Source organism: Phaeodactylibacter sp. (assembly GCF_022763345.1).
Taxonomy (GTDB): Bacteria; Bacteroidota; Bacteroidia; order Chitinophagales; family Saprospiraceae; genus Phaeodactylibacter.
The window spans coordinates 111,065-130,753 of record NZ_JALEGS010000111.1 but is presented as its reverse complement, the minus strand read 5'-3'; the positions used below and the strand labels follow the sequence as shown (position 1 = coordinate 130,753).

12 protein-coding genes are annotated in these 19,689 nt (G+C 52.6%); 4 read left to right on the top strand and 8 right to left on the bottom strand.

Annotated features, from left to right (window positions below; genetic code table 11):
- Positions 1-190 precede the first annotated feature (190 nt).
- Both MRY86_RS26610 and MRY86_RS26605 read right to left on the bottom strand, forming a co-directional pair.
- Positions 191-1,828, bottom strand: coding sequence for a T9SS type A sorting domain-containing protein (locus tag MRY86_RS26610; protein ID WP_293565308.1), 1,638 nt, complete (start codon positions 1,826-1,828; stop codon positions 191-193).
- The gene (locus MRY86_RS26605) at positions 1,822-3,534 is read right to left on the bottom strand and encodes a GEVED domain-containing protein (RefSeq protein ID WP_293565306.1); all 1,713 of its coding nucleotides are present in this window, start codon (positions 3,532-3,534) and stop codon (positions 1,822-1,824) included. Before MRY86_RS26605 ends, MRY86_RS26610 begins: the two co-directional genes overlap by 7 nt.
- Positions 3,535-3,791: 257 nt before the next feature.
- Between MRY86_RS26605 and MRY86_RS26600 the strand changes: the two genes are divergently transcribed.
- From MRY86_RS26600 to MRY86_RS26585, 4 genes are read left to right on the top strand one after another with little or no spacing between them, the layout of a single operon-like run.
- Positions 3,792-4,748, top strand: coding sequence for a GNAT family N-acetyltransferase (locus MRY86_RS26600; protein WP_293565304.1), 957 nt, complete (start codon positions 3,792-3,794; stop codon positions 4,746-4,748).
- A gap of 18 nt (positions 4,749-4,766) precedes the next feature.
- Entirely contained in the window at positions 4,767-5,261 is a 495-nt protein-coding gene (locus tag MRY86_RS26595) for a hypothetical protein (protein WP_293565303.1), read from the top strand.
- A gap of 38 nt (positions 5,262-5,299) precedes the next feature.
- On the top strand, positions 5,300-8,344 hold the full coding sequence (locus MRY86_RS26590) for a gliding motility-associated C-terminal domain-containing protein (protein ID WP_293565301.1): 3,045 nt from the start codon (positions 5,300-5,302) through the stop codon (positions 8,342-8,344).
- A 21-nt stretch (positions 8,345-8,365) separates the two neighbouring features.
- Complete coding sequence (locus tag MRY86_RS26585; RefSeq protein WP_293565299.1) at positions 8,366-9,148, top strand: hypothetical protein; 783 nt, start codon at positions 8,366-8,368, stop codon at positions 9,146-9,148.
- A 2-nt stretch (positions 9,149-9,150) separates the two neighbouring features.
- Here MRY86_RS26585 and MRY86_RS26580 read toward each other — a convergent pair whose 3' ends face one another.
- The 6 genes from MRY86_RS26580 to nagB form a co-directional block, all read right to left on the bottom strand.
- Positions 9,151-10,161, bottom strand: coding sequence for a patatin-like phospholipase family protein (locus tag MRY86_RS26580; protein ID WP_293565297.1), 1,011 nt, complete (start codon positions 10,159-10,161; stop codon positions 9,151-9,153).
- A gap of 35 nt (positions 10,162-10,196) precedes the next feature.
- Complete coding sequence (locus MRY86_RS26575) at positions 10,197-10,967, bottom strand: 3-hydroxybutyrate dehydrogenase (protein WP_293565295.1); 771 nt, start codon at positions 10,965-10,967, stop codon at positions 10,197-10,199.
- 195 nt (positions 10,968-11,162) lie between these two features.
- Positions 11,163-13,184, bottom strand: a complete 2,022-nt coding sequence (gene glgB / locus MRY86_RS26570; RefSeq protein WP_293565293.1) for a 1,4-alpha-glucan branching protein GlgB — start codon at positions 13,182-13,184, stop codon at positions 11,163-11,165.
- A 103-nt stretch (positions 13,185-13,287) separates the two neighbouring features.
- Positions 13,288-15,075, bottom strand: a complete 1,788-nt coding sequence (locus tag MRY86_RS26565; protein WP_293565291.1) for a sodium:solute symporter family protein — start codon at positions 15,073-15,075, stop codon at positions 13,288-13,290.
- A gap of 70 nt (positions 15,076-15,145) precedes the next feature.
- Complete coding sequence (locus MRY86_RS26560; RefSeq protein WP_293565289.1) at positions 15,146-17,545, bottom strand: beta-N-acetylhexosaminidase; 2,400 nt, start codon at positions 17,543-17,545, stop codon at positions 15,146-15,148.
- A gap of 102 nt (positions 17,546-17,647) precedes the next feature.
- A complete protein-coding gene (gene nagB, locus MRY86_RS26555; RefSeq protein WP_363325390.1) occupies positions 17,648-19,678 on the bottom strand; it encodes a glucosamine-6-phosphate deaminase in 2,031 nt (676 codons plus the stop codon).
- Between the last annotated feature and the right edge of the window lie 11 nt (positions 19,679-19,689).

Below are 19,689 nucleotides of genomic sequence, written 5' to 3'. Positions count from 1 at the left end.
ATACGAAGGTAAACCTGGTTTATTAGGTTTAGTTCGCTTAACCTGGCTGGGGAAACTACAAAAGAGCATAAAATCCATGTTGTGACTTCTTTCCACCGGTCGAATAAGGATAAGTGATATCAGGGAAAATAAAAAAAGTGGGCAAGGCATCAGGCCTTGCCCACCTAATTTATTTTACGCGCTTCAATAATTATTGTTTCAACAATTTCAGCGTTTCCTGATATCCATCACTTGTGGCAGCTTGGAGGAAGTAAAGCCCCGGAGGAAGCCCTGAGAGGTCTCCATCGACTTCCAAATCGTCTGCATGTAAGTCAAATTTCCGCACCCGCTGCCCCAGGTCATTAAGCAGGGTTGCTGTTCCCGGTGCCGTCAGCGGCTTGCTGAAAGCGAGGGTGAACTGTCCGGATACCGGGTTAGGGAAAACCGTTGCACTACGCACAGAAACTGAAGGAACCTCATCACTCCAGTCCGGGATGGAGAAGTTGCTGCTGCCCTGGCTGCGCGAACCCACGTTGCTAAATATGGCATAGGCATCCCCATTTGGGTCCGTTGTGAATACCGCCAGCCCCATTTCGACACACTCCTCCATAGGCAGGTACACCTGATGGAAAAGCTGCCAGCTGCCAGTATCTGTGCTGCGATACAAGGCGCGGATGTAGTCGCCCTGCCGGCGCAGGCGGAGCCAGGTAGCAAATGGTGCAAAAGAGGTAGTGGAAGTGCGCGGGCCATTATCTACGGTGCGCAATTCCCGTCTGAGGAGGCTGGACAAATTAGAATACACAGCCATCATTTTTGCGCCGGGCGCATTGCTCTCTCTGATCATCAAGCCGGCATACCCGTTGGCAATACTTTCAATTTTGGCTTGAATACCCCCATCGCCGCAAAGGCTTTGCCCGATGAAGCCGACTTCATCAGAAGTGTTGGGGATGAGGTTGTAGCCGCTGGTTGTAATACTGAACTCACCCTTTCCAGGATTGTCCGTAGCACAAGGGTCAAAGCTGAAGGTGCTGTTTTCGCCTGGGCTTCCAATATCGGTTGCGGTCCAGCTTCCGGGCAGCGCATCTCCGGTTTTCACCAGGATCTGAGCGGTGCACTGGTCGGAATTGCCGCTTCCGTCCTCTACGGTGACCAAGACATCGAATTGCATCCCGGTATCATCGCAGGTGTAAGTAGTACTCTCGAAATCTATAGATTCTGTGGAACAGTTATCACTGCTCCCAAAAGCGTCAAAGACATCGCTTTCCTGAAGGGTGTAGGTGCCATCAGGGCCTAGCTCAACGGTGGGGCTGAGGCAGGCTGCACCAGGGGCGATATTGTCCTCCACGGTTACCTCAGCGGTACAGCTATGAGTATCACCGTTAACGTCCATAATGGTATAGGTGACCATGACGGTGCCTTCATCAACGCATTCGAAGCTGTCGTCGCTCAGCATCTCCGACTGCAGGCCGCACTCTGCGGTGCTGGCGCTGCCAATATCAGCTGGGGTGATGTTGGCGTTGCCGCTGGCATCCAGCTGCACGGTGATGTTTTCGCAGACAGCCATAGGCGATGCACAGCAGAAGCTGTTGGGGTCAGCTACGGTGACGTTGGATATACAATTAGCAGTCTGCCCGCTAGACAAGTCGGTTACCGTCAGGGTAACAGGGAAAGAATCGCCCAAATCATCGCAGTCCACGCTTGTCACATCAGCGGAGAAGTTAAGGTTGCCGCAGACGGTGGAAGAGCCGCCGTCCAAGTCTGCCAGATTGATAAAGGTTGGCCCGTCGCCACTAGTGATGTCGATGGTCGGGTTGGCGCATACTGCCGTTGGTACACTGTTGTCTACCACGTTGACGGTAGCGGTACATAAATCTGGCTGTTTTGTATATCAAACTCAATATCAAAACCAGTGAGCGGCTGATTAGACACAGTCGTTACCACAGAGGCGCTTCCTCCACCTATCGGTTTTTTATAAATGGTAAGGAAATCGTTGCTAATGTATTCCACCCAATAGGCATGCCCATCGTGAATTTCCAGCCCCCTCATAAAGCCAGTTCCGGTATGGAAAAGCGTCGGGCTGCCTCCGTTGGCACTGACCCACTTGATCGTCCGGTTATTACCATCCTGATCAATAAAATACACCCGGTTGTTGTCGGTTTCATAGACCAGAGACCAAACTAACCCCAGATTATTAACCAACGTAGAAGCCCCTGTACCATTAAGATTAGATTTATATAATTTACCAGTGGTCGTGGAGCCATCGTAGTCGGAATAGAAAAGGTTATTATCACTGGCATCTATTCCGAGCGTTGTGGCTAATCCGGATACCAATTCCTGGTTGCTGCCGCCTGTAACGGCTCTGGAAAATACCTTGCCAGCTCCATTGGTCCAGTATAACGTTCCACTTTTGTGGGCAATTTCATAGGCATTGCCAAACGCATCGGCATTCGTTGCTTCCGGATCAAACTGCACTATCTTATTGGAATTTGGAAGTATCGAAGAGGATTCCAGTTGGTCATTGGCAAAGTCCATCAAAAACACCTCTGCACCAGTAGAATTGGAAACTAGTAACGTTGCCTGATCCGTAGCAGTACTGAATGCCGAATTGCTTCCGGTTGCCCCTATGCTAAAGGTACCGCCCCGGCTGCCAGAGGTGCCGTCCCATGCCCGGAAGCTAATGCTGGCATTTCCGTTTCCGGAAGGTACAAAGCGAATCCGGTCGTCTCCCCAAAGCCCCAGTGCATTAGAGCTGCTCACAGCGAAGTTATTCCAGCTACTGCTGCCTTCCAATTGGTATTGCCAGGTACCGTTTGGAGCGCTGTTCTGGAATATCGCTAACCCGTGGGGCGTTGAAGGGTCATCTGCATCAGTGATGTAAGTGATTTCACTGTTTCGTGGGCGTGTAGAAATTAGTAAGCTTTCAATCGTCTGACCACTGTTATTGGTTTGGCTGGTGGTGAGGGCATTGAAAACAGGTGTGCCGCTATTGTCGAGCACAGGGGCAGTGTTTGGAAGTATCTGTAGGTTGTAGTCTTCCGCTTCGCCGGTGAATCCACCACATGGGGTGGGGTAGGTAGTACCCCTCGCCACAGCAACCCGGACACGCTTGTTGCCATCACTGATCCCGGAAAGAGGGACATCAAATCCGTTAAAATAGGTCTGAAACCAGCAATTGCCAGCTGGAATCGTCTCCGCAACGGAAGCTACGGTCTCGCCAGGATCGGTGAAATCTCCGTCTCCATTCCAGTCTACCCATATTCTAAGTCTAAAGGAAGTCGAATTTCCGCAATTGAGCAGACCGATATTAAGGGAGATATTCTCACCCCTTTTTGCGGATTGGCTCACCTGGCTGGTATAATCAACATACCTGTCGCTACTAAAATCTGAACCTATACTGTTATAGGTTACGCCTTTGAAAATTCTGCTTGTGATAAACGGGTTGCCGGCAGAAATGGAATTCGTAGGGTTGCAATAAGTCTGAGCCTTTAAGATTACAGGGCTTAAAGCCAAGCAGCTTAACATAAGCGCAAAGACCAGGGATTGGGTGATTTTCATGAGAAAGATTTTTCCAGTGGTGTATACGATGATCAAATAGTGTCTGTACCAGCTACCGAAACCATTTAAAGTACTGACTGTGAAGCTAAACAGGGTTCAATTCCAGTTTTAAAGGAAGGATCGACAAGAAGAGTGGAGAAAACAAGAAGCCGTTTTCTGATGCCTAAGGTAGAGTTTTTTTTAATGCTGGATCGTAATCCCGGTTTTTTTTTCGATTTTGTCGCCCTCATGGCATACCGAAAAGCTGAAGTTCAATCATGAAGTCTTCTTCAAAAACAGCTTATAAATCTTTTTGTACAGATCATGCCGTTCCTGCCTTCAACCACCCGTGGTGGCTGGATGCGGTTTGCGGCCCGGACAACTGGGGCGTAGCGCTCGCTGAGGATAAGAAAGGCGAATTGGCGGCAGCTTTGCCTTACCATATCCGGCGTATCAAGGGCATCCCTTTCCTGCTAACCCCGCCACTGACGCCCTACCTTGGTTTGTGGCGGTATGAAGCTTATAATTCGCTATCCTTAGCCGATCAGTTTACCTTCGACCGGCAGGCTATTCCACAACTCCTGGAGCAACTGCCCGGGCACTGGGGGCATATTCAGAAGCTGCACCACGGGACCAAAAACTGGATGCCCTTTCTTTGGAAAGGCTTTCAAGCTCAACTGCGGTATCATTTTGTGGTATCGGACCTTCAGGATAGGGAAACGGTCCGCCGCCGCTTCAACCGCTCGGTGAAGTCTAGCATCAAGGAAGGGGAGAAGGTTTTGGCGTTGGAAGAGTGTACAGACCTGAGTACATTGGTGGCTATCATTGAGCATACCTTTGACCGGCAGGGGCTGTCTGCACCGGTTACCCTGTCCTTGCTGCAGCAAATGGATGAACCCGCCCGGAAGTTTGGCCATGTGCAATTGCTCCTGGCACGTCATCAGGACGGAACAGTCCACAGTGGGGTGTACCTGATGCACACCGAAGGTGTAACCTATCCAATTACAGCCGGGAATGGAAAAGGTGCCCGGGACAGCGGGGCATTTCCCTGGCTCATGTGGCAGGCTATGCAAGCCGGTGCTAACCGGGGCAGTGAAGTCTTTAATTTTTGCGGCAGCACCATGCCTAATGTAGCCCCGGTCCTCAATGGATTCCGGGCGTTTCCCGTTCCTTATTTTGAAATCTATCGTGCACGGTACAGTTGGGCGACACCTTTTTTGCAGTGGCTTTTGTAAATTCGCCACAAAAAAACCATGAAAGCATTGTCAGTCCTCCCTGTTTTGGCGCTTCTTCTGCTAGGCTGTGGCGGTAGCCCTCAGCAGGCAGCTCTTCCAAAAGCATCAGCACTGCTGGCGCTGGAGGCGATTCAGGAGATCGTTCAGGAGCCGGTCCGCAAGGTGACACCGGTTGCCGCCGGACGGAACGAAAAATCGGCCTGCATCTTCACCATGCCTGCCCGGGCAGAGATTCAAATGCTGCATTTCTACCTTTACGATCCGGCACCCGCGCAAGACATTCCACAGTTGCAAATCATTGCGGGAGAATGGCAGGAGCACAATGCCGGGGCTGGCTATGAAATCCTGCAGGGGACTAGTGTGCCAATGGCCTGGTTTCCCGGTGAAACTGGCGTTTATCCAGCCACAACAATTGCGCTGTTCCGGCAGGCTACCCTTGTCCTTACCGGTGTCAGTCAGGAACATGCCAAATCCTTAATCTATCAAATTATGCTGCAACATAATTGGAACTAACTTGTAACGATTTCCAAACACTTGACAACACTAATTCCATGAAACAACTACTACTCTCTACATTTGTTACGCTCTTCTTTGTCGGGCATCTAGGCGCTCAGTTGGGAGAATTCCGCGTGGAATGCACCACCGGGGATTCTGTGCGGGCTTTGGCAGCGACAGCCGGTCCGGACGGTAGCATTTACGTGCTTAGCTCTGTTGCCAATGGCTTCAATAACCCTGCCGGCAATGCTAATGATGCAATAGTCACTCGTATCGACAATACCAACCAAATGGTATGGTCGCGGGAATATGATCCTGGGACTTTTCAGTCTATTGCTGATATCCGGTCGACTGAGGATGGCGGATTTGTGCTCTCCGGCACTTCCACGACCGTCTATTTTGATGGCTTTCTGGCCAAAGGCAATGCAGATGGTACGCTGCAATGGTCACAGTTCCCGGGCAATCCTGACCTTTTGGAACGGGGATATGCCGGGATTCAGACTTCCGATGGTGGCTATATCTTTGCCGGTCATCACAGCCCGGATTTTGAAACATCGCTTTACCTGGTCAAGTACGACGCCGCAGGAGCTGTGGAATGGGGGCAGTACTATCCGGTTGCCGGGCTCGAAGCAACGGGGTATGATATAGCCGAAGTGCCTGCCGGCGGGTATCTGGTTACCGGTAGTATAGGTTCGAATTTTGATAACGAGGCTTTTGCGGTCCGTCTTAACGAGCAGGGGGAACAGCTTTGGGCGAATACCTATTCCTACCAAGGCTTCAGTGGTGCCGGCGTGAAGATTGTACCCATGCTGGACGGTACCTTCGCGTTGCTCATAACTACTTCCCTTAGTGATGCAGTCTTCGGTGGCCCAACAGGAGCCATTATCTCCCGGATCAATCTGGACGGTTCCCTGGTTTGGTCAAGGGTAGCGACCTTGGGGGAAAATCAGGTGACTGTAGAATTTAACGGGGCCAATTTTTCCTTTTCCGGACAGGCAGAAGACCTGATTGTCACGCCCGATGACAATATCTTATTCGTAGCAGGTGCGGATGTGGACAACTCCGGCGATATCCGCCCGGCTTTGGCAAAAATCAGTAAAGATGGAGCAATACTTTGGGGGCTTGAACTGGCAGAAGAAGGCTTTTTGAGCGGCCCCTTCCGGTTTGGGGGAAGCCCGCTCACGGTTACTTCCGAGGGCTATTACACTTACGTTTATGAAGACCTTTATGACCGCGATGGGTTCCGGATGGTGAAAGTGGACGAAGAGGGGCAGGGCATTTGCGCAGACCCTCTGCCGGAAGCTTTTCTGTCTCCTGTCAACCTGGACGTTGCCCCAATATCCTTCATTGGCAGTACATTGACAGCCTCTACCGACCTCGATGTGAATGTTTCTGAACAGGACTTTTCCATAAATCCGAGCAGTAGTTCCTTTACGCTGGACCTGGGTAATGACACCCTCATTTGCAACGGCGCCAGCTTGCTGCTCGATCCTGCCCTGGACAGCACCGCCACCTATCAGTGGCAGGATGGTTCTACGGATTCCACATTCACCGTGAATGCCTCAGGAATCTATAGCGTGACGGTTACCCAAGGCGAATGCACAGCTGTAGATTCTATTGCGGTGGTGACGCCGGAAGATGCTGTAGCGCTGGGGCCAGATCTGGAAGTGTGTGACGATGATCCGGTAACGCTTGGGCCTGCATTTGAAGTGCCGGGTGACTATGCCTGGAGCAATGGAGCGACTACGCCGCAAATTATAGTGACGGAAGATGGCTCCTACACCTTGGAACTCACCACTGCATGTGGAACCGTCACCGATGAGATCAATGTGAACATTCTGGAACTACCGGATGTCGAGGCGGATATTACTCCTCCGAACTGTGGGGAAAGCAATGGTGCTATCACCATCAATCTGTTGGGTGGTGATCCTGCCACTTCTATTGAGTGGTTGGATAGCGAAGGCAACCTTATTGCGGAAGGGGTACAAACGATCGAGAACTTGTCAGATGGGAGCTATGAGGCCATCATTACAATAGGAGCGGATTGTTTTTCGACCTCCACTTTCTTTCTGACCGCTCCCGATGTGCCTCAGGCTGAAGTGAATGTAAGCCCACCTAACTGTCAGGGCGAGGCATCTGGTATACTGGCACTGGATGTTACCGGCGGCATCACGCCTTATCAGTTCGAATGGTCTCGTAACGGGCAGCCTTTCAATGAAAATACAGCGACCATAAACGAGCTATTGCCCGGCTTGTACGCCTACACCGTTACAGACGCTACGGGTTGCGCTATTTCGCAGGATAGCATTGTCCTTCCCGATGTGCCGCCCATTGATTTTCAGGTGGAAACGGTAGACCCAGCTTGTCCGGGAGAAGCTACGGGCCTCATCGAATTCTCAGGGCTCAGTGGCAGTGCTTCGCCTTATACCTTTGCGCTCAATGGAGGTGCAGGGCAAACCGAGCCTGTCTTTGAAGGCTTAGCGTCGGGTCAGTACGAAATAACCATTACCAACAGCAATAATTGCGATACGACGGTCTTACTAACCCTGGCAGAGCCCAATGCCCTGGCTATTGACCTGCTTGCTCAGCCTAACCCGGCTGCTTTTGGGGACTCCGTGCAATTGGACATTATTTCCAGCGCACCAATTGATCCGGCTTTGTCAACCCTGCAGTGGGTGGCGGATTCCGGTGCTGTGCTAAGTTGCACTACCTGCCCTGACCCTAGCTTGCTGGCTACGAGTTCCGTCGATATTGAGCTGACCTTAACGCTGGATGGCGGCTGTACCTACTCTGCCGAGCTGTTTCTGCAGGTAGATGGCACCCGGCAGGTCTACATTCCGAACGCATTCTCCCCGAATGAAGATGGTATCAACGACCGCTTCGAAATTTACCCGGGAGCCGGCATTGCCGAAGTACTGAATTTTCAGGTGTACAACCGGTGGGGCGGTCTGGTTTTCGAAGCCACAGATGGCGTAACGGCCTGGGATGGTACCTGGAGGGGAGAAGCGGCATCGGCGGGCGTCTACGCTTACGTTGTGCAGGTGCTTTGGGTAGACGGGTTTACCACCCTCTATGAAGGTGATGTTCAATTATTCCGATAAGACTAAGCTATGCATCTTTCAATGAGAATTACAGCCTGGGCATTCCTGAGTGTTGCCCTTCTGGCCTGCTCGGGAGGAGCAGGCCAGAAGGTGGCAAAAGCACCCGCTGTTGGTACAGACACCGCCGAAGCCATTCAGGAGCAGCCCGAAGCCACCTTGCCGCCAACCGATGAAGCTCCTGAAGCTGAAACGACAAAGCAGAAGAATGTTTTGGACTACTACCGCAGCCTGGAGCCACCCTATAACAGTCCCTACGAACTGACTCAAAAAGGGAATAAATGGGTGGCAGAATCCAGCCTGGAAATGGAACTTGAGGCGACGGTAGACCTGAAGAACGGCTTCATCGAAATCATTGACGAAGGCACAGGCGGTGGCACCTATCACGTACAGGTCGTCCTCTTTCGCCTGGCCAATGGCAACCCCCTGATCGCCGTCAGCAAAAGGGCATACGATGGGGTGGGCGCTACACAGGAATATCATTTCCTCCGCCCGGAGCACCCTGATCAGTACGACTGGACGGAGCATACGCTGGGCGCACTAACTGTTTTTGACTTTTTAGAACTGGACTACGCTGAGGAGCCGGCAATCCTGGAAGAAGCTATGCCTGTCCTGCTGGATTTGCCGCAGCGGGGCACCACGCTCACCGCCTCCGTCTTTACCGGGAAGCGGTTTTACTACTGCGGGGATTCCGCCAGCCCGGAAGAGCAGGTTGCCTGCCCGGCCTTCGACCGCTTGCGCCGGGAGGAGATCAAGCTGCACTGGGACCGGGCCTCCGGGCAGTTCCTCTTCCCGCAGGAGGAGTAACCCTACAGAAAAGTCTCCCGGATGTTACAGCTCGACGCCACTCCGACCTGATCGCTGTGCTGAGCAAGCCAGGCTTCAGCCTTCTCCCGGCCAATGGCTTTGAGCCGGAGGAGGAACTGCCAGTTGGCGTTGAGCTTGCTGGAGAGGTTAAGCCCCTGCACTTCGGCTTCCGGATTGATGTGGTGGATGAAGACTTTGTGGAAAGGTGCCCCAAGGTCCACCCCGGCAGATAGTAGTTTGTCCACAAAAGCGATGCGCCGCATTTCCAGCATCAGGCTGGAATTAAAGCTCAGCTCGTTGACCCGGTCCCGGATTTCCGAGGAGGTCTGAGGCGTCCGGTCGATATTGATAGGATTGATTTGCACCAGCAGAATATCCTGGCAGCCGGCATCAAGTAGGGGATAAATGGGCGGATTACCCATAAAGCCGCCATCCCAGTAGTCTTCGCCATCGATGGTGACGGCTTTGAAAACTTCCGGCAAACAAGCAGAAGCCATCACGGCATCCACGGAGATGTGGGGCAGGTCGAATACCTTGGCCCGCCCCCGTCTTACGTTGGTTGCACACACAAACAGTTGCGTAACGTTACAGTGTCGCAGGGCTTCAAAGTCGACAATATCTGCGAGGATATCCCTCAGGGGGTTGAGCCCCATCGGATTAAACTGATAGGGCGAAACAAACATACTTGCGGCTTCCGCGGCCATAAAGCCCGGAGAGTAGTCCATATTCCCACCTCCAAACAGTAAATCCCAGGGGGCGGGCTGTACCGGTGACAAGGCTGCCGCTTCTGCAACCCGCCGCCAGAATTGGTCGAGCAGGGATTTCGCCTTCTCCCGGCCGGAGATGTGGAGCCCGTAGGCCAGTACCGCCGCATTCATGGCCCCCGCGCTTGTACCCGAGAAGCCTTCCAGGTCTATATGCTCTTCTTCCAGCAGCCGGTCCAGCACACCCCAGGTGATGGCCCCATGCGAGCCGCCGCCCTGCAGGGCCAGTGCTAACTTTTTCTGTTCCATTTACTTGATCTTTTCTCGTGTTTCCTGATGTCCTGTTACTTTGCAGCCCAGCCTCCATCTACCGGAATGGCGGTGCCGGTAACGGTAGCTGCGCCTTCACCCGCCAGAAAGAGGGCCAGTGCGCCCAGGGTTTCCACTTTCACAAAGTCTTTGACCGCATGAGCTTTAAGGAAGACCTTTTCGGTGACCTCTTCCTCGGTCATGCCGTGGGATTTGGCCTGCTCCGGAATCTGCTTTTCAACCAGCGGAGTTTTGACATAACCGGGACAGATGGCGTTGGCGGTAATGCCATGGGGGGCGCCTTCCAGTGCCAGTACTTTGGTCAGGCCGACCATGCCATGCTTGGCTGCTACATAAGCTGTTTTGAAAGGAGAAGCCTTGAGCCCGTGCACAGAGGCGATATTGATAATCCGCCCGAAGCCCCGGCTTTGCATGCCCGGCCAGACGGCTTGGGTCGCATGAAAGGCAGCGCTGAGGTTGACCCCAAGGATGAGGTCCCATTTGCTTTCCGGAAATTCCTCTATAGGGGCGACATACTGGACACCGGCGTTGTTCACCAGTATGTCCACTCCGCCGAAGCGGGACACTGCCTCTTCAACCATCTTCCTGATGGCTGTGGGGTCCATTAAATTGGTAGGGGAGAAGTAGGCTTCAATACCAAACTCCGATGCAACCCCGGCCGCAATTTCTGAGCCATTTTCTTCCAGCCCGTTAAATACGAGATTGTACCCTGCCTCCGCAAAGGAGCGGGCAATACCAAGACCGATACCGCTGCTGCTGCCGGTAATCAATGCTGTTTTTGCCATGTCTACGCTTTTTAGAGACGGAAACAAAATAAGATAGACCTTAAAGAGAAAACGGTCTGGTTTATTTCCGTCAAACTACTCTGTTAAAAAAGCGTTAGGGCTGAGCAGGAATAAATCCTGATCGTTTGGTAAGTAATCCTGGGTTGCCTGCATCAACCGATATACAGTCTTGCAGGCAGCCCGAAGGTAGTGGATTTACTTTGCTTTTTCTTTTTTAGTCGCCTTTTTAGTGGTTTTGGGTTTGACAGCGGCTTTGGCAGGGGCCTTCTTTTTAGCCGCCGTTTTTGTTGCTGTTGGTGCAATAGCTTTGTCCAGTTCCAGCACAATAATACCAAGGGGCGGCAGGGTCACTTCCGCAGAGTAAGGCCGGCCGTGATAGGTTTCCTGCGTTGTTTTGATGATTTTGGTATTGTGATGGTCGCCGGATCCACCATAGGCCTTGGCGTCGCTGTTCAGGACTTCCTTCCAGTTGCCGTGCAGGGGCAAACCGATTTTATATCCAGGGCGGGCAACCGGTGTGAAATTGCAAATGACCGCTATGGGCTGATCCTTGTCTTCTCCGTAGCGGAGGTAGGAAATGGTGCTGTTTTGATTGTCGTTGTGGTCAATCCACTGGAAGCCTTCGGGGCTGAACTGTTTTTGGTGCAGGGTAGGGGCATTGCGGTAGTAGCCGTTCAATGCTTTGATCCAAGCCTGTACTCCTTTGTGGAAATCATGCTCCGTCAGCCACCACTCCAGGCCTCTCTCGATATTCCACTCGCTGGTCTGACCAAACTCATCGCCCATGAACAACAGCTGTGTACCAGGGTGGGTGAACATATAGCCGTAGAGCAGGCGTAGGTTGGCAAACCGTTGCCATTCATCGCCCGGCATGCGGTCCATGATGGGGCCTTTGCCGTGCACAACCTCATCGTGAGAAAGCGGCAGCATGAAATTTTCACTAAAGGCGTAGACCAGGCTGAAGGTAATCTCACCATGATGATATTGCCGGTGGATCGGGTCGTTTTTGAAGTAGCTGAGGGTGTCGTGCATCCAGCCCATCATCCACTTTTGCCCAAACCCTAAGCCACCATCAAAGGTAGGGCGGGACACGCCCGTCCATGCTGTCGATTCTTCGGCTATGGTAATGGCATCCGGGAATTCTTTATAAACCGTTTCGTTAAACTCCCTTAGGAAGGCAATCGCCTCCAGGTTCTCATTGCCACCGTGGATGTTTGGGATCCATTCGCCTTCTTCCCGCGAGTAATCGAGGTAAAGCATGGAAGCCACTGCATCCACCCGCAGTCCGTCAATGTGGTAACGGTCGAGCCAAAACAGGGCATTGGATATCAGGAAGGCTTTCACCTCGTGCCGGCCATAGTTGAAAATGGCGCTCTTCCAGTCAGGGTGGAAACCCTTGCGGGGGTCCGCATGATCGTAGAGGTGCGTGCCGTCAAAATCTGCCAGCCCGTGGGCATCGGTTGGGAAGTGGGAAGGCACCCAGTCCAGGATGACCCCAATGCCGGCCTGATGGAAGGCGTCCACGAGGTGCATAAATTCCTGAGGGGTGCCATATCGGCTGGTCGGGGCAAAGTAGCCGGTGATTTGGTAGCCCCAGCTTGGGAAATAAGGGTGTTCCATAACCGGCAGAAACTCAACATGAGTGAAGCCCATTTCCTTTACATAGCTGACCATTTCATCAGCCATTTCCTTGTAGCTCAGGCTGCGCAGCCCTCCGTGGGTCTTTTTCCAGGTACCCATGTGGACCTCGTACACGGAGTAAGGTTTGTCCAGCCCGGAAATGTCTTTGCGCTTGTCCATCCAGGATTTGTCCTGCCAAGCGTAATCGCTAATGTCCCAAACCACGGAAGCCGTATTCGGTGGGATTTCCCACAGTAGCGCGAAGGGGTCTCCTTTTTCCAGATGGCGCCCGTCTTTGGCATGGATGTGGTACTTATACAATTCTCCTTTGCCAATACCCGGGACGAAACCTTCCCAAATGCCGGAGCCATCCCATCGGGGCATAAGCGCGTGGCTATCCCGGTTCCAGTAGTTGAAATTCCCGATCAAAGAAACCGCCTGCGCATTGGGGGCCCAAACGGCAAAATAGGTGCCGGCTTGCCCGTCCACTTCAATGGGGTGGCTGCCTAGTTTTTCGTACAGCTTAAAATGCGTGCCGCTGCGAAACAGGTGGATGTCAAACTCGGTAAAAAGACTGTGGGTAAGGACGTTGGCCATGTGGGTCAGTGGTTTGTTGGTTTGAACCCAAAATAGGAATGTTTTTCCGAATCGGAAAATCCTATTCTTCTAAAGCTCGGGCCAAAGTCCTTACGGCCAGATTTTAGACCTGCCTCAGGGCATTCAGCCGCCGCCAAAATACCATCAAAAGGCTGGCACCTACAGCAGCAACCACCGTAGCAATTATTGCGGAAGTAGTATTGCCGTAAATCCAGAATCCGGTGGCGAAAAGTGCTGCATAAACAGTGAAACAGGCGATAACCATGGCGCTAATCTCCATAGGCAGCTTTCCGGGCACCACATCCGCTTCCGTCAATTCACCTTCGGCTTTGCCTTGCTCAATGACGGGGCGCCAACCACCAGGGGAAGGCTTGATGAGTTGATAAAAGGAAAGTAGCGTCTTATGGTCGGTAGGTGGCGTAATAAAGGTGACGATCAACCAGCTGGCTGTGGTTACACCGACGCCAAGCAGTAGCTTGGTATGGCTGGCCAGTTCGCCTGGGTGCAAAATTTCCAGGTAAATGGCCATTAGGAAAGAGACCACCATTGCTGCGATTTCGCTGTACGCATTGATCCGCCACCAGAACCAGCGCAAAATGAAGATCAGCCCGGTACCCGCACCAATTTGAAGGAGGATGTTGAAGGCCTGAAGGGCATTTTCCAAAACCAGTGCAAAAAGCGCAGTCAGCACCATCAGCCCCACGGTAGACCAGCGCCCCAGGCGGACCAGTGTTTTTTCGGAGGCTTTCTCATTGATGAACCGACGGTAAAAGTCGTGCACAATATAAGAGGCGCCCCAGTTGAGGTGGGTGGATAAAGTCGACATAAACGCTGCAATCAGTGAGGCAATGACCAGCCCTAAAAGGCCACTGGGCAGGTAGGTCAGCATGGCTGGAAAAGCCAGGTCGTCTTTGACCACTTGCTCATTTATATTGGGGAAAGCCTGACGGAGCGATTCCAAATCAGGGAATACGATGATAGACGCCAGTGCAATCAGAATCCAGGGCCAGGGGCGCAGGGCGTAGTGGGCAATATTGAACAACAGGGTAGCCCCTACCGCATTTTTCTCATCCTTGGCAGAAAGCATACGCTGCACGATATAGCCGCCCCCACCGGGTTCTGCACCAGGGTACCAAACGCTCCACCACTGCACAGCAAGAGGAAGAATGAACAACGGGATAAGCTGGCTGCTGTCGTTGAAATCGGGCAGCAGGTGCAGCTTGGTGCGCACCTCCTCATGGCTGAACAGCTTGTCCAGCCCGCCAACTTCAGGCAGGTTGACGATGACGACTGCTGCCCAGATGATGCCTACCATGGCCAGGATGAATTGAAAAAAGTCAGTCAGGATCACTCCGCGAAGACCGCCCAGTGAGGTATAGACCACCGTCACAGCTGAGGCAATCAGCACGGTCTGTAGCGGGCTTAGCCCCAACATGACGCCACCAATCTTGATAGCCGCCAGGGTCACCGTAGCCATAATCATTATGTTGAAGAATACGCCCAGGTAGATGGCTCGAAAACCTCGCAGAAAAGCGGCTGTTTTGCCGTGATAGCGCAGCTCGTAGAATTCCAGATCGGTCATGATGCCAGAGCGCCGCCATAGCCGGGCATAGACGAAGACCGTGAGCATGCCGGTAAGCAAAAAAGCCCACCACACCCAGTTGCCGGCTACACCGTTGTTACGGACGATATCTGTGACCAGATTGGGGGTGTCTGCTGAGAAAGTGGTGGCAACCATTGAGATGCCAAGCAACCACCAGGGCATGCCCCTGCCCGAGAGGAAAAATTCCTTATAATTCTTGCCCGATTGCCTGGAAACAATTAGGCCGATAGCTAGTGAAATCACAAAAAAGGCACCAATAATGCCCCAGTCAAGTCCTGCGAGATTCATAAGTCGTGTGCGTTGGTTTCGTTTTGAAAAATAGGGGCAGCCTGGTCATTGTCCGGACTGCCCCATTTGGCTAATCTATTCTTATTTCGTCGACGAAGAGCCAGGCTTCGTGGCCAGCGCCTTGCTTACCTGCTTCGATGTTGCCGTAGTTTTTGATTTCCACCCGAAGCTTTGAGGTACGTACCGACCCCAGGTCAACTTCGACTGTGGCTGTCTTGCCGTCGGGAGCTTCAACTTTACTGTTGCCTACGGCTTTCCAGGTTTGCGCCGCTTCATCCCAAGTGCTGATTTTTACGCTAGCAGGCACATAGATCCACTGGCCCGGGCCATGGAAAAAGCGAAACCTGGCTTTGTTGACCTGCTGTAGCTTTTCCCACTCGATAGTACCAACGAAGTCTTCTCCCTCAAAGCCCAGCCATTCTGAATCGCCGTAGCGTTCGTCGCTGCCATCAACGCCGTTGAGGACCACTTGTGGTTGGTCGCCATTGTATTTAGGGTGGGCTTCGCTTTCCAAAGTAAGCGTTTGTCCAGCTGCAAGGTGCCTTTCAAACTGAAGTGTGGCGGGGCGGCCTGTCTTGATGCCCTTCACGTAGCCTTGTACGCTATACCTGCCGGATTCTGGTTCAAAAGGCGCTGTGTAGGGGAAGTCGGCATTGCCAGTAGCCGGCACTTTAGTTACCGCAAACCGGCCTTCTTCCGCCGGATTGCTTACCGATATTTTGAGGGGCGCTCCCTGGCCGCCTACCACTTTCAGGTCTACATCGTAGATATGGTTGGCCGCGTTGATGCCTTCCCTTTCCATCCATTTGAGATGGTGGCTGAGGCGCTTTACGAAGTTACTGTAACCTGGCTTTTTCTTGCCTGTCCAGACCACTTCAGATAGTGCCTGCATTCTGGGATAGGCCATGTACTGCAGTTTGGAAGGTGTGGGGATGTACTCTGTCCAGACATTGCCCTGTGCACCGAGTATGTGTTTAGCCTCCTCCTCACTCAGTTCTTCCGGCACCGGGTAATAATTGTACACTTTATCGAGGGGCAAATATCCGCCGATGGCGAGTGGCTCATCCGGATGGTTGGACTGATAGTAGTCGAAATAGCAATAGGTAGTCGGGGTCATCACCACATTGTGCCCTTGCTTAGCGGCTTCGATTCCGCCGGCTTCGCCCCTCCAGCTCATCACAGTGGCGTTAGGGGCTAGCCCACCCTCCAGGATCTCGTCCCAGCCGATGATCTGCCGGCCCTTGCTGTTGAGGAAGCGCTCAATCCGCTGGATGAACCAGGACTGCAATTCATGCTCGTCTTTCAAGCCTTCCTCATCGATGATTTGCTGGCAAAGCTCGCTCTGCTTCCATTGTGTCTTAGGGCACTCGTCGCCACCAATGTGGATGTATTCACTTGGGAAAAGCGCCATGACTTCTGTCAAAACGTTTTCCAGGAAGGTGAAGGTCTCCTCGGATGGGCAGTACACATCTTCAAAAATCCCCCATTTGGTAGCGACTTCCACCGGTTCCCCTGTGCATCCCAGCTCGGGGTAGGCAGCGATGGCAGCCTGAGCGTGACCGGGCAGCTCAATTTCCGGAATCACGGTAATAAAGCGTTCCTGAGCATAACGGACAATTTCTTTGACTTCTTCCTGTGTGTAAAACCCGCCATAGCGCTTTCCATCAAACTGATGGGGCTGATCACTGTAGTGCCCTTTCAGGGTTTCCTTGCGGTAAGCGGCTACTTCCTGTAGTTTAGGGTATTGCTTTATTTCAATACGCCAGCCCTGATCTTCGGTCAGGTGCCAGTGGAAGCGGTTCATTTTGTAGCGGGCCAGCATATCAATGTAGGATTTGACCGACTCAACAGGGAACATATGGCGGCCAACATCAAGGTGCATCCCCCGGTAGCTAAATGCCGGTTTATCCTGAATGAAGGCCGTTGGCACCTTCAGCAAACGGGTACGCATGATTTCCCAGGGCTCGCTAAGTTGTATCAAGCTTTGAATACCGTAGAAAACGCCGGCGGCATCAGAGCCTAAAATGTTTATTTTATTGTTGTTGATCACCAGGCGGTAGGCTTCCTCTTGTTCCAGCGAATCCACAATCCGAATCCTGATTTTTGCTGCCTTTTGCCCGCTCGGGGTTGGAGCCAGCCGCTGCCCGGTGAGCCACCGTTCGAGGTGCTGTACCGCAGTTTCAAGGGCTTCATCTTCTTTGTCAAATTCAATCGTGGCATCCTTGCTGATAACCACGGCCTCATTTTTAGTCACCTTTATGGTGTGCGGTTGCGGAATGATTGTGGGCTCCATAAGCTGCTCAGGGGGGATGTTCTTGATTCGGTCCCGCAAGGCTTTTCCTTTTGCTTTTCTTTTGTCTTCCTGAGTCGTTTTATCCTGATTCTTTTGTTCCTGCTGTGCAGAAGCTGGCAGAACGGATGCCAGCATAAGGACGAGCACAGGTATAAAAATGGGAGTAATACGTTGCATGAAATTGTTTTTTGTTTCGTACCGCCAAATTACAAAAGAAGGAAGGCGCTCGGCCTTCCTCCCTAAAAAATAGTGTATGAAACTTAAATTCTTAATAAGTGCTTAGGCCTTCGCTTTCGCTTTTTTCTCTTTGGAGTTAGGCTCTGGCGCTGCCTTTTTCGCTTTGGCAGGCTTCTCGCCGGTTTGCCAGTCAAATTTCCAGCGGCTAAAGGCCTCCATGGCTTCGTACTCCGCCAGGCCTAGAGCCCGGTACTGATTGGCCAGGTGTTTGTTCCGGTCTTCGGCACGCTGCCAGAACTCCCGGGAGTCGTTGCCCGGGAATGGCGGACGGTCTTTTTGAGACTGATGCATGAAGATGGCATCCCGTTTCTTGAGCAGTTCCACCGGGCTGATGGGCACGGCCATCTCTATTTCATGCACCGGCCATTCGTGCCAGGCTCCACGGTAGAGCCACAGCCAGGCATCCTGTGCCCAGTCTTTGCTTTTAACCCGGTCATAAGCCTGGAATATGGCATCCAGACAGGTGGCGTGGGTGCCGTGCGGATCGGCCAGGTCACCGGCAGCGTATACCTGATGAGGCTTGATCTTTTCCATCAGGTCTACGATAATCTGAATGTCTTTTTCGCCCAGGGGCTTTTTGCGGGTACGGCCGGTTTCATAAAACGGCATGTCCAGGAAGTGGATTTGCTCGTCTTCCAGTCCACAAAGGCGGGCGCCTGCGCGTGCTTCTCCTCTTCTGACGAGCCCTTTAACCAGTCGGGTTTCCTGGGCGGCAACGCTGTTGGTATCTTTGGTAATCACCTGCTTCAGCATCTGCCGCACCCGGGTATCCAGCTCTTTGTAGTCGCCTTTCTCGGCGTCCATTAGCTCAATGCAGAACTCCAGGAAATGGCGGGCGTGGTGATCGTGCACGGCAATATTTCCAGATGTCTGGTAAGCCACGTGTACTTCATGCCCCTGCTCAACAAGCCGCTGGAAGGTCCCCCCCATGGAGATCACATCGTCATCCGGGTGTGGGCTGAATATAATGACCCGCTTTTTGGAGGGGGTTTTGCGCTCAGGGCGGGTAGTATCGTCAGCATTCGGTTTTCCGCCCGGCCAGCCCGAAATGGTATGTTGCAGGCGGTTAAAAATCCGGATGTTGATATTGTAAGCCGAAGCATGTTCTATCGTGAGATCGCTCAGGCCGTTCTCAGCGTAGTCCTCTGTCGTGAGTTTGAGAATGGGCTTTTGCACTTTTCTGGACAGCCAGGTTACGGCTTTGCAAATGAGGTCTTCGTCCCAATTGCAAATACCAATGAGCCAGGGCGCTTCAAACCGGGTCAGCAGTTCGGCTGCACCGTAGTCCAAGTGTACGCTGACATCCTTGTGCTTTTGCAGGAAGGTGGAAGGAATGTTTGGTGTGATCTCCTCTTCAACGGCTTTCTGAAGGATGGCGGCTTTGTGCTGCCCCCAGCCCAGCAGGAAGATTTTGCGGGCTTCCATAATGGTCTGAATTCCCATAGTGATGGCCCGGTAGGGAATATCTTCCTCCCGGTCGAAGTCCTTTGCAGCATCCCGGCGGGTTAGGGCATCGAGGCGTACCATACGGGTAACGGAGGTCTCCCAGGAGCCCGGCTCGTTGAACCCGATGTGGCCCGTCCGGCCTATACCGAGAAGCTGAATATCAATGCCTCCGAAGTATTTAATTTTGCGCTCGTATTCTTCGCAGTAAGATTCCACATCGTCCATCTCAAGGGTGCCATCCGGAATGTGGATGTTTTTCTTTTGGATATCGATGTGGTCGAAGAGGTGTTCATTCATGAAGCGCACATAGCTTTGCCGGGCGTTGGGCGGCATGGGGTAGTACTCATCCAGGTTGAAGGTGATAACATTTTTGAAGCTAAGGTCTTCTTCCTTGTGCATGCGGACCAACTCCCGGTACACCTGAATAGGGGAGGAGCCGGTTGCGAGCCCGAGCACGATGTGCTTGTTCTCCTGTTGGCGCTGCCGGATCGCGAGAGCAATCGACTTGGCTACATGAACGGAGCCATCTGTAGCTTTGGGCCAGACGGTGGTCGGCATCTTTTCTACAGATCGCAACTGGTATTTCAGAAAATTCCTCATAAGTGAACTTGAGTTTTCGGTTTTGATTTCTTCTATTG

What these genes read in the sequence shown, in the direction of transcription:
- MRY86_RS26580 (WP_293565297.1), bottom strand. Translation starts at nt 10,161, where the DNA reads ATGGAACAGAAAAAGTTAGCACTGGCCCTGCAGGGCGGCGGCTCGCAT.
- MRY86_RS26585 (WP_293565299.1), top strand. Translation starts at nt 8,366, where the DNA reads ATGAGAATTACAGCCTGGGCATTCCTGAGTGTTGCCCTTCTGGCCTGC.
- glgB (WP_293565293.1), bottom strand. Translation starts at nt 13,184, where the DNA reads ATGGCCAACGTCCTTACCCACAGTCTTTTTACCGAGTTTGACATCCAC.
- MRY86_RS26595 (WP_293565303.1), top strand. Translation starts at nt 4,767, where the DNA reads ATGAAAGCATTGTCAGTCCTCCCTGTTTTGGCGCTTCTTCTGCTAGGC.
- MRY86_RS26590 (WP_293565301.1), top strand. Translation starts at nt 5,300, where the DNA reads ATGAAACAACTACTACTCTCTACATTTGTTACGCTCTTCTTTGTCGGG.
- MRY86_RS26560 (WP_293565289.1), bottom strand. Translation starts at nt 17,545, where the DNA reads ATGCAACGTATTACTCCCATTTTTATACCTGTGCTCGTCCTTATGCTG.
- MRY86_RS26600 (WP_293565304.1), top strand. Translation starts at nt 3,792, where the DNA reads ATGAAGTCTTCTTCAAAAACAGCTTATAAATCTTTTTGTACAGATCAT.
- MRY86_RS26605 (WP_293565306.1), bottom strand. Translation starts at nt 3,534, where the DNA reads ATGAAAATCACCCAATCCCTGGTCTTTGCGCTTATGTTAAGCTGCTTG.
- MRY86_RS26575 (WP_293565295.1), bottom strand. Translation starts at nt 10,967, where the DNA reads ATGGCAAAAACAGCATTGATTACCGGCAGCAGCAGCGGTATCGGTCTT.
- MRY86_RS26565 (WP_293565291.1), bottom strand. Translation starts at nt 15,075, where the DNA reads ATGAATCTCGCAGGACTTGACTGGGGCATTATTGGTGCCTTTTTTGTG.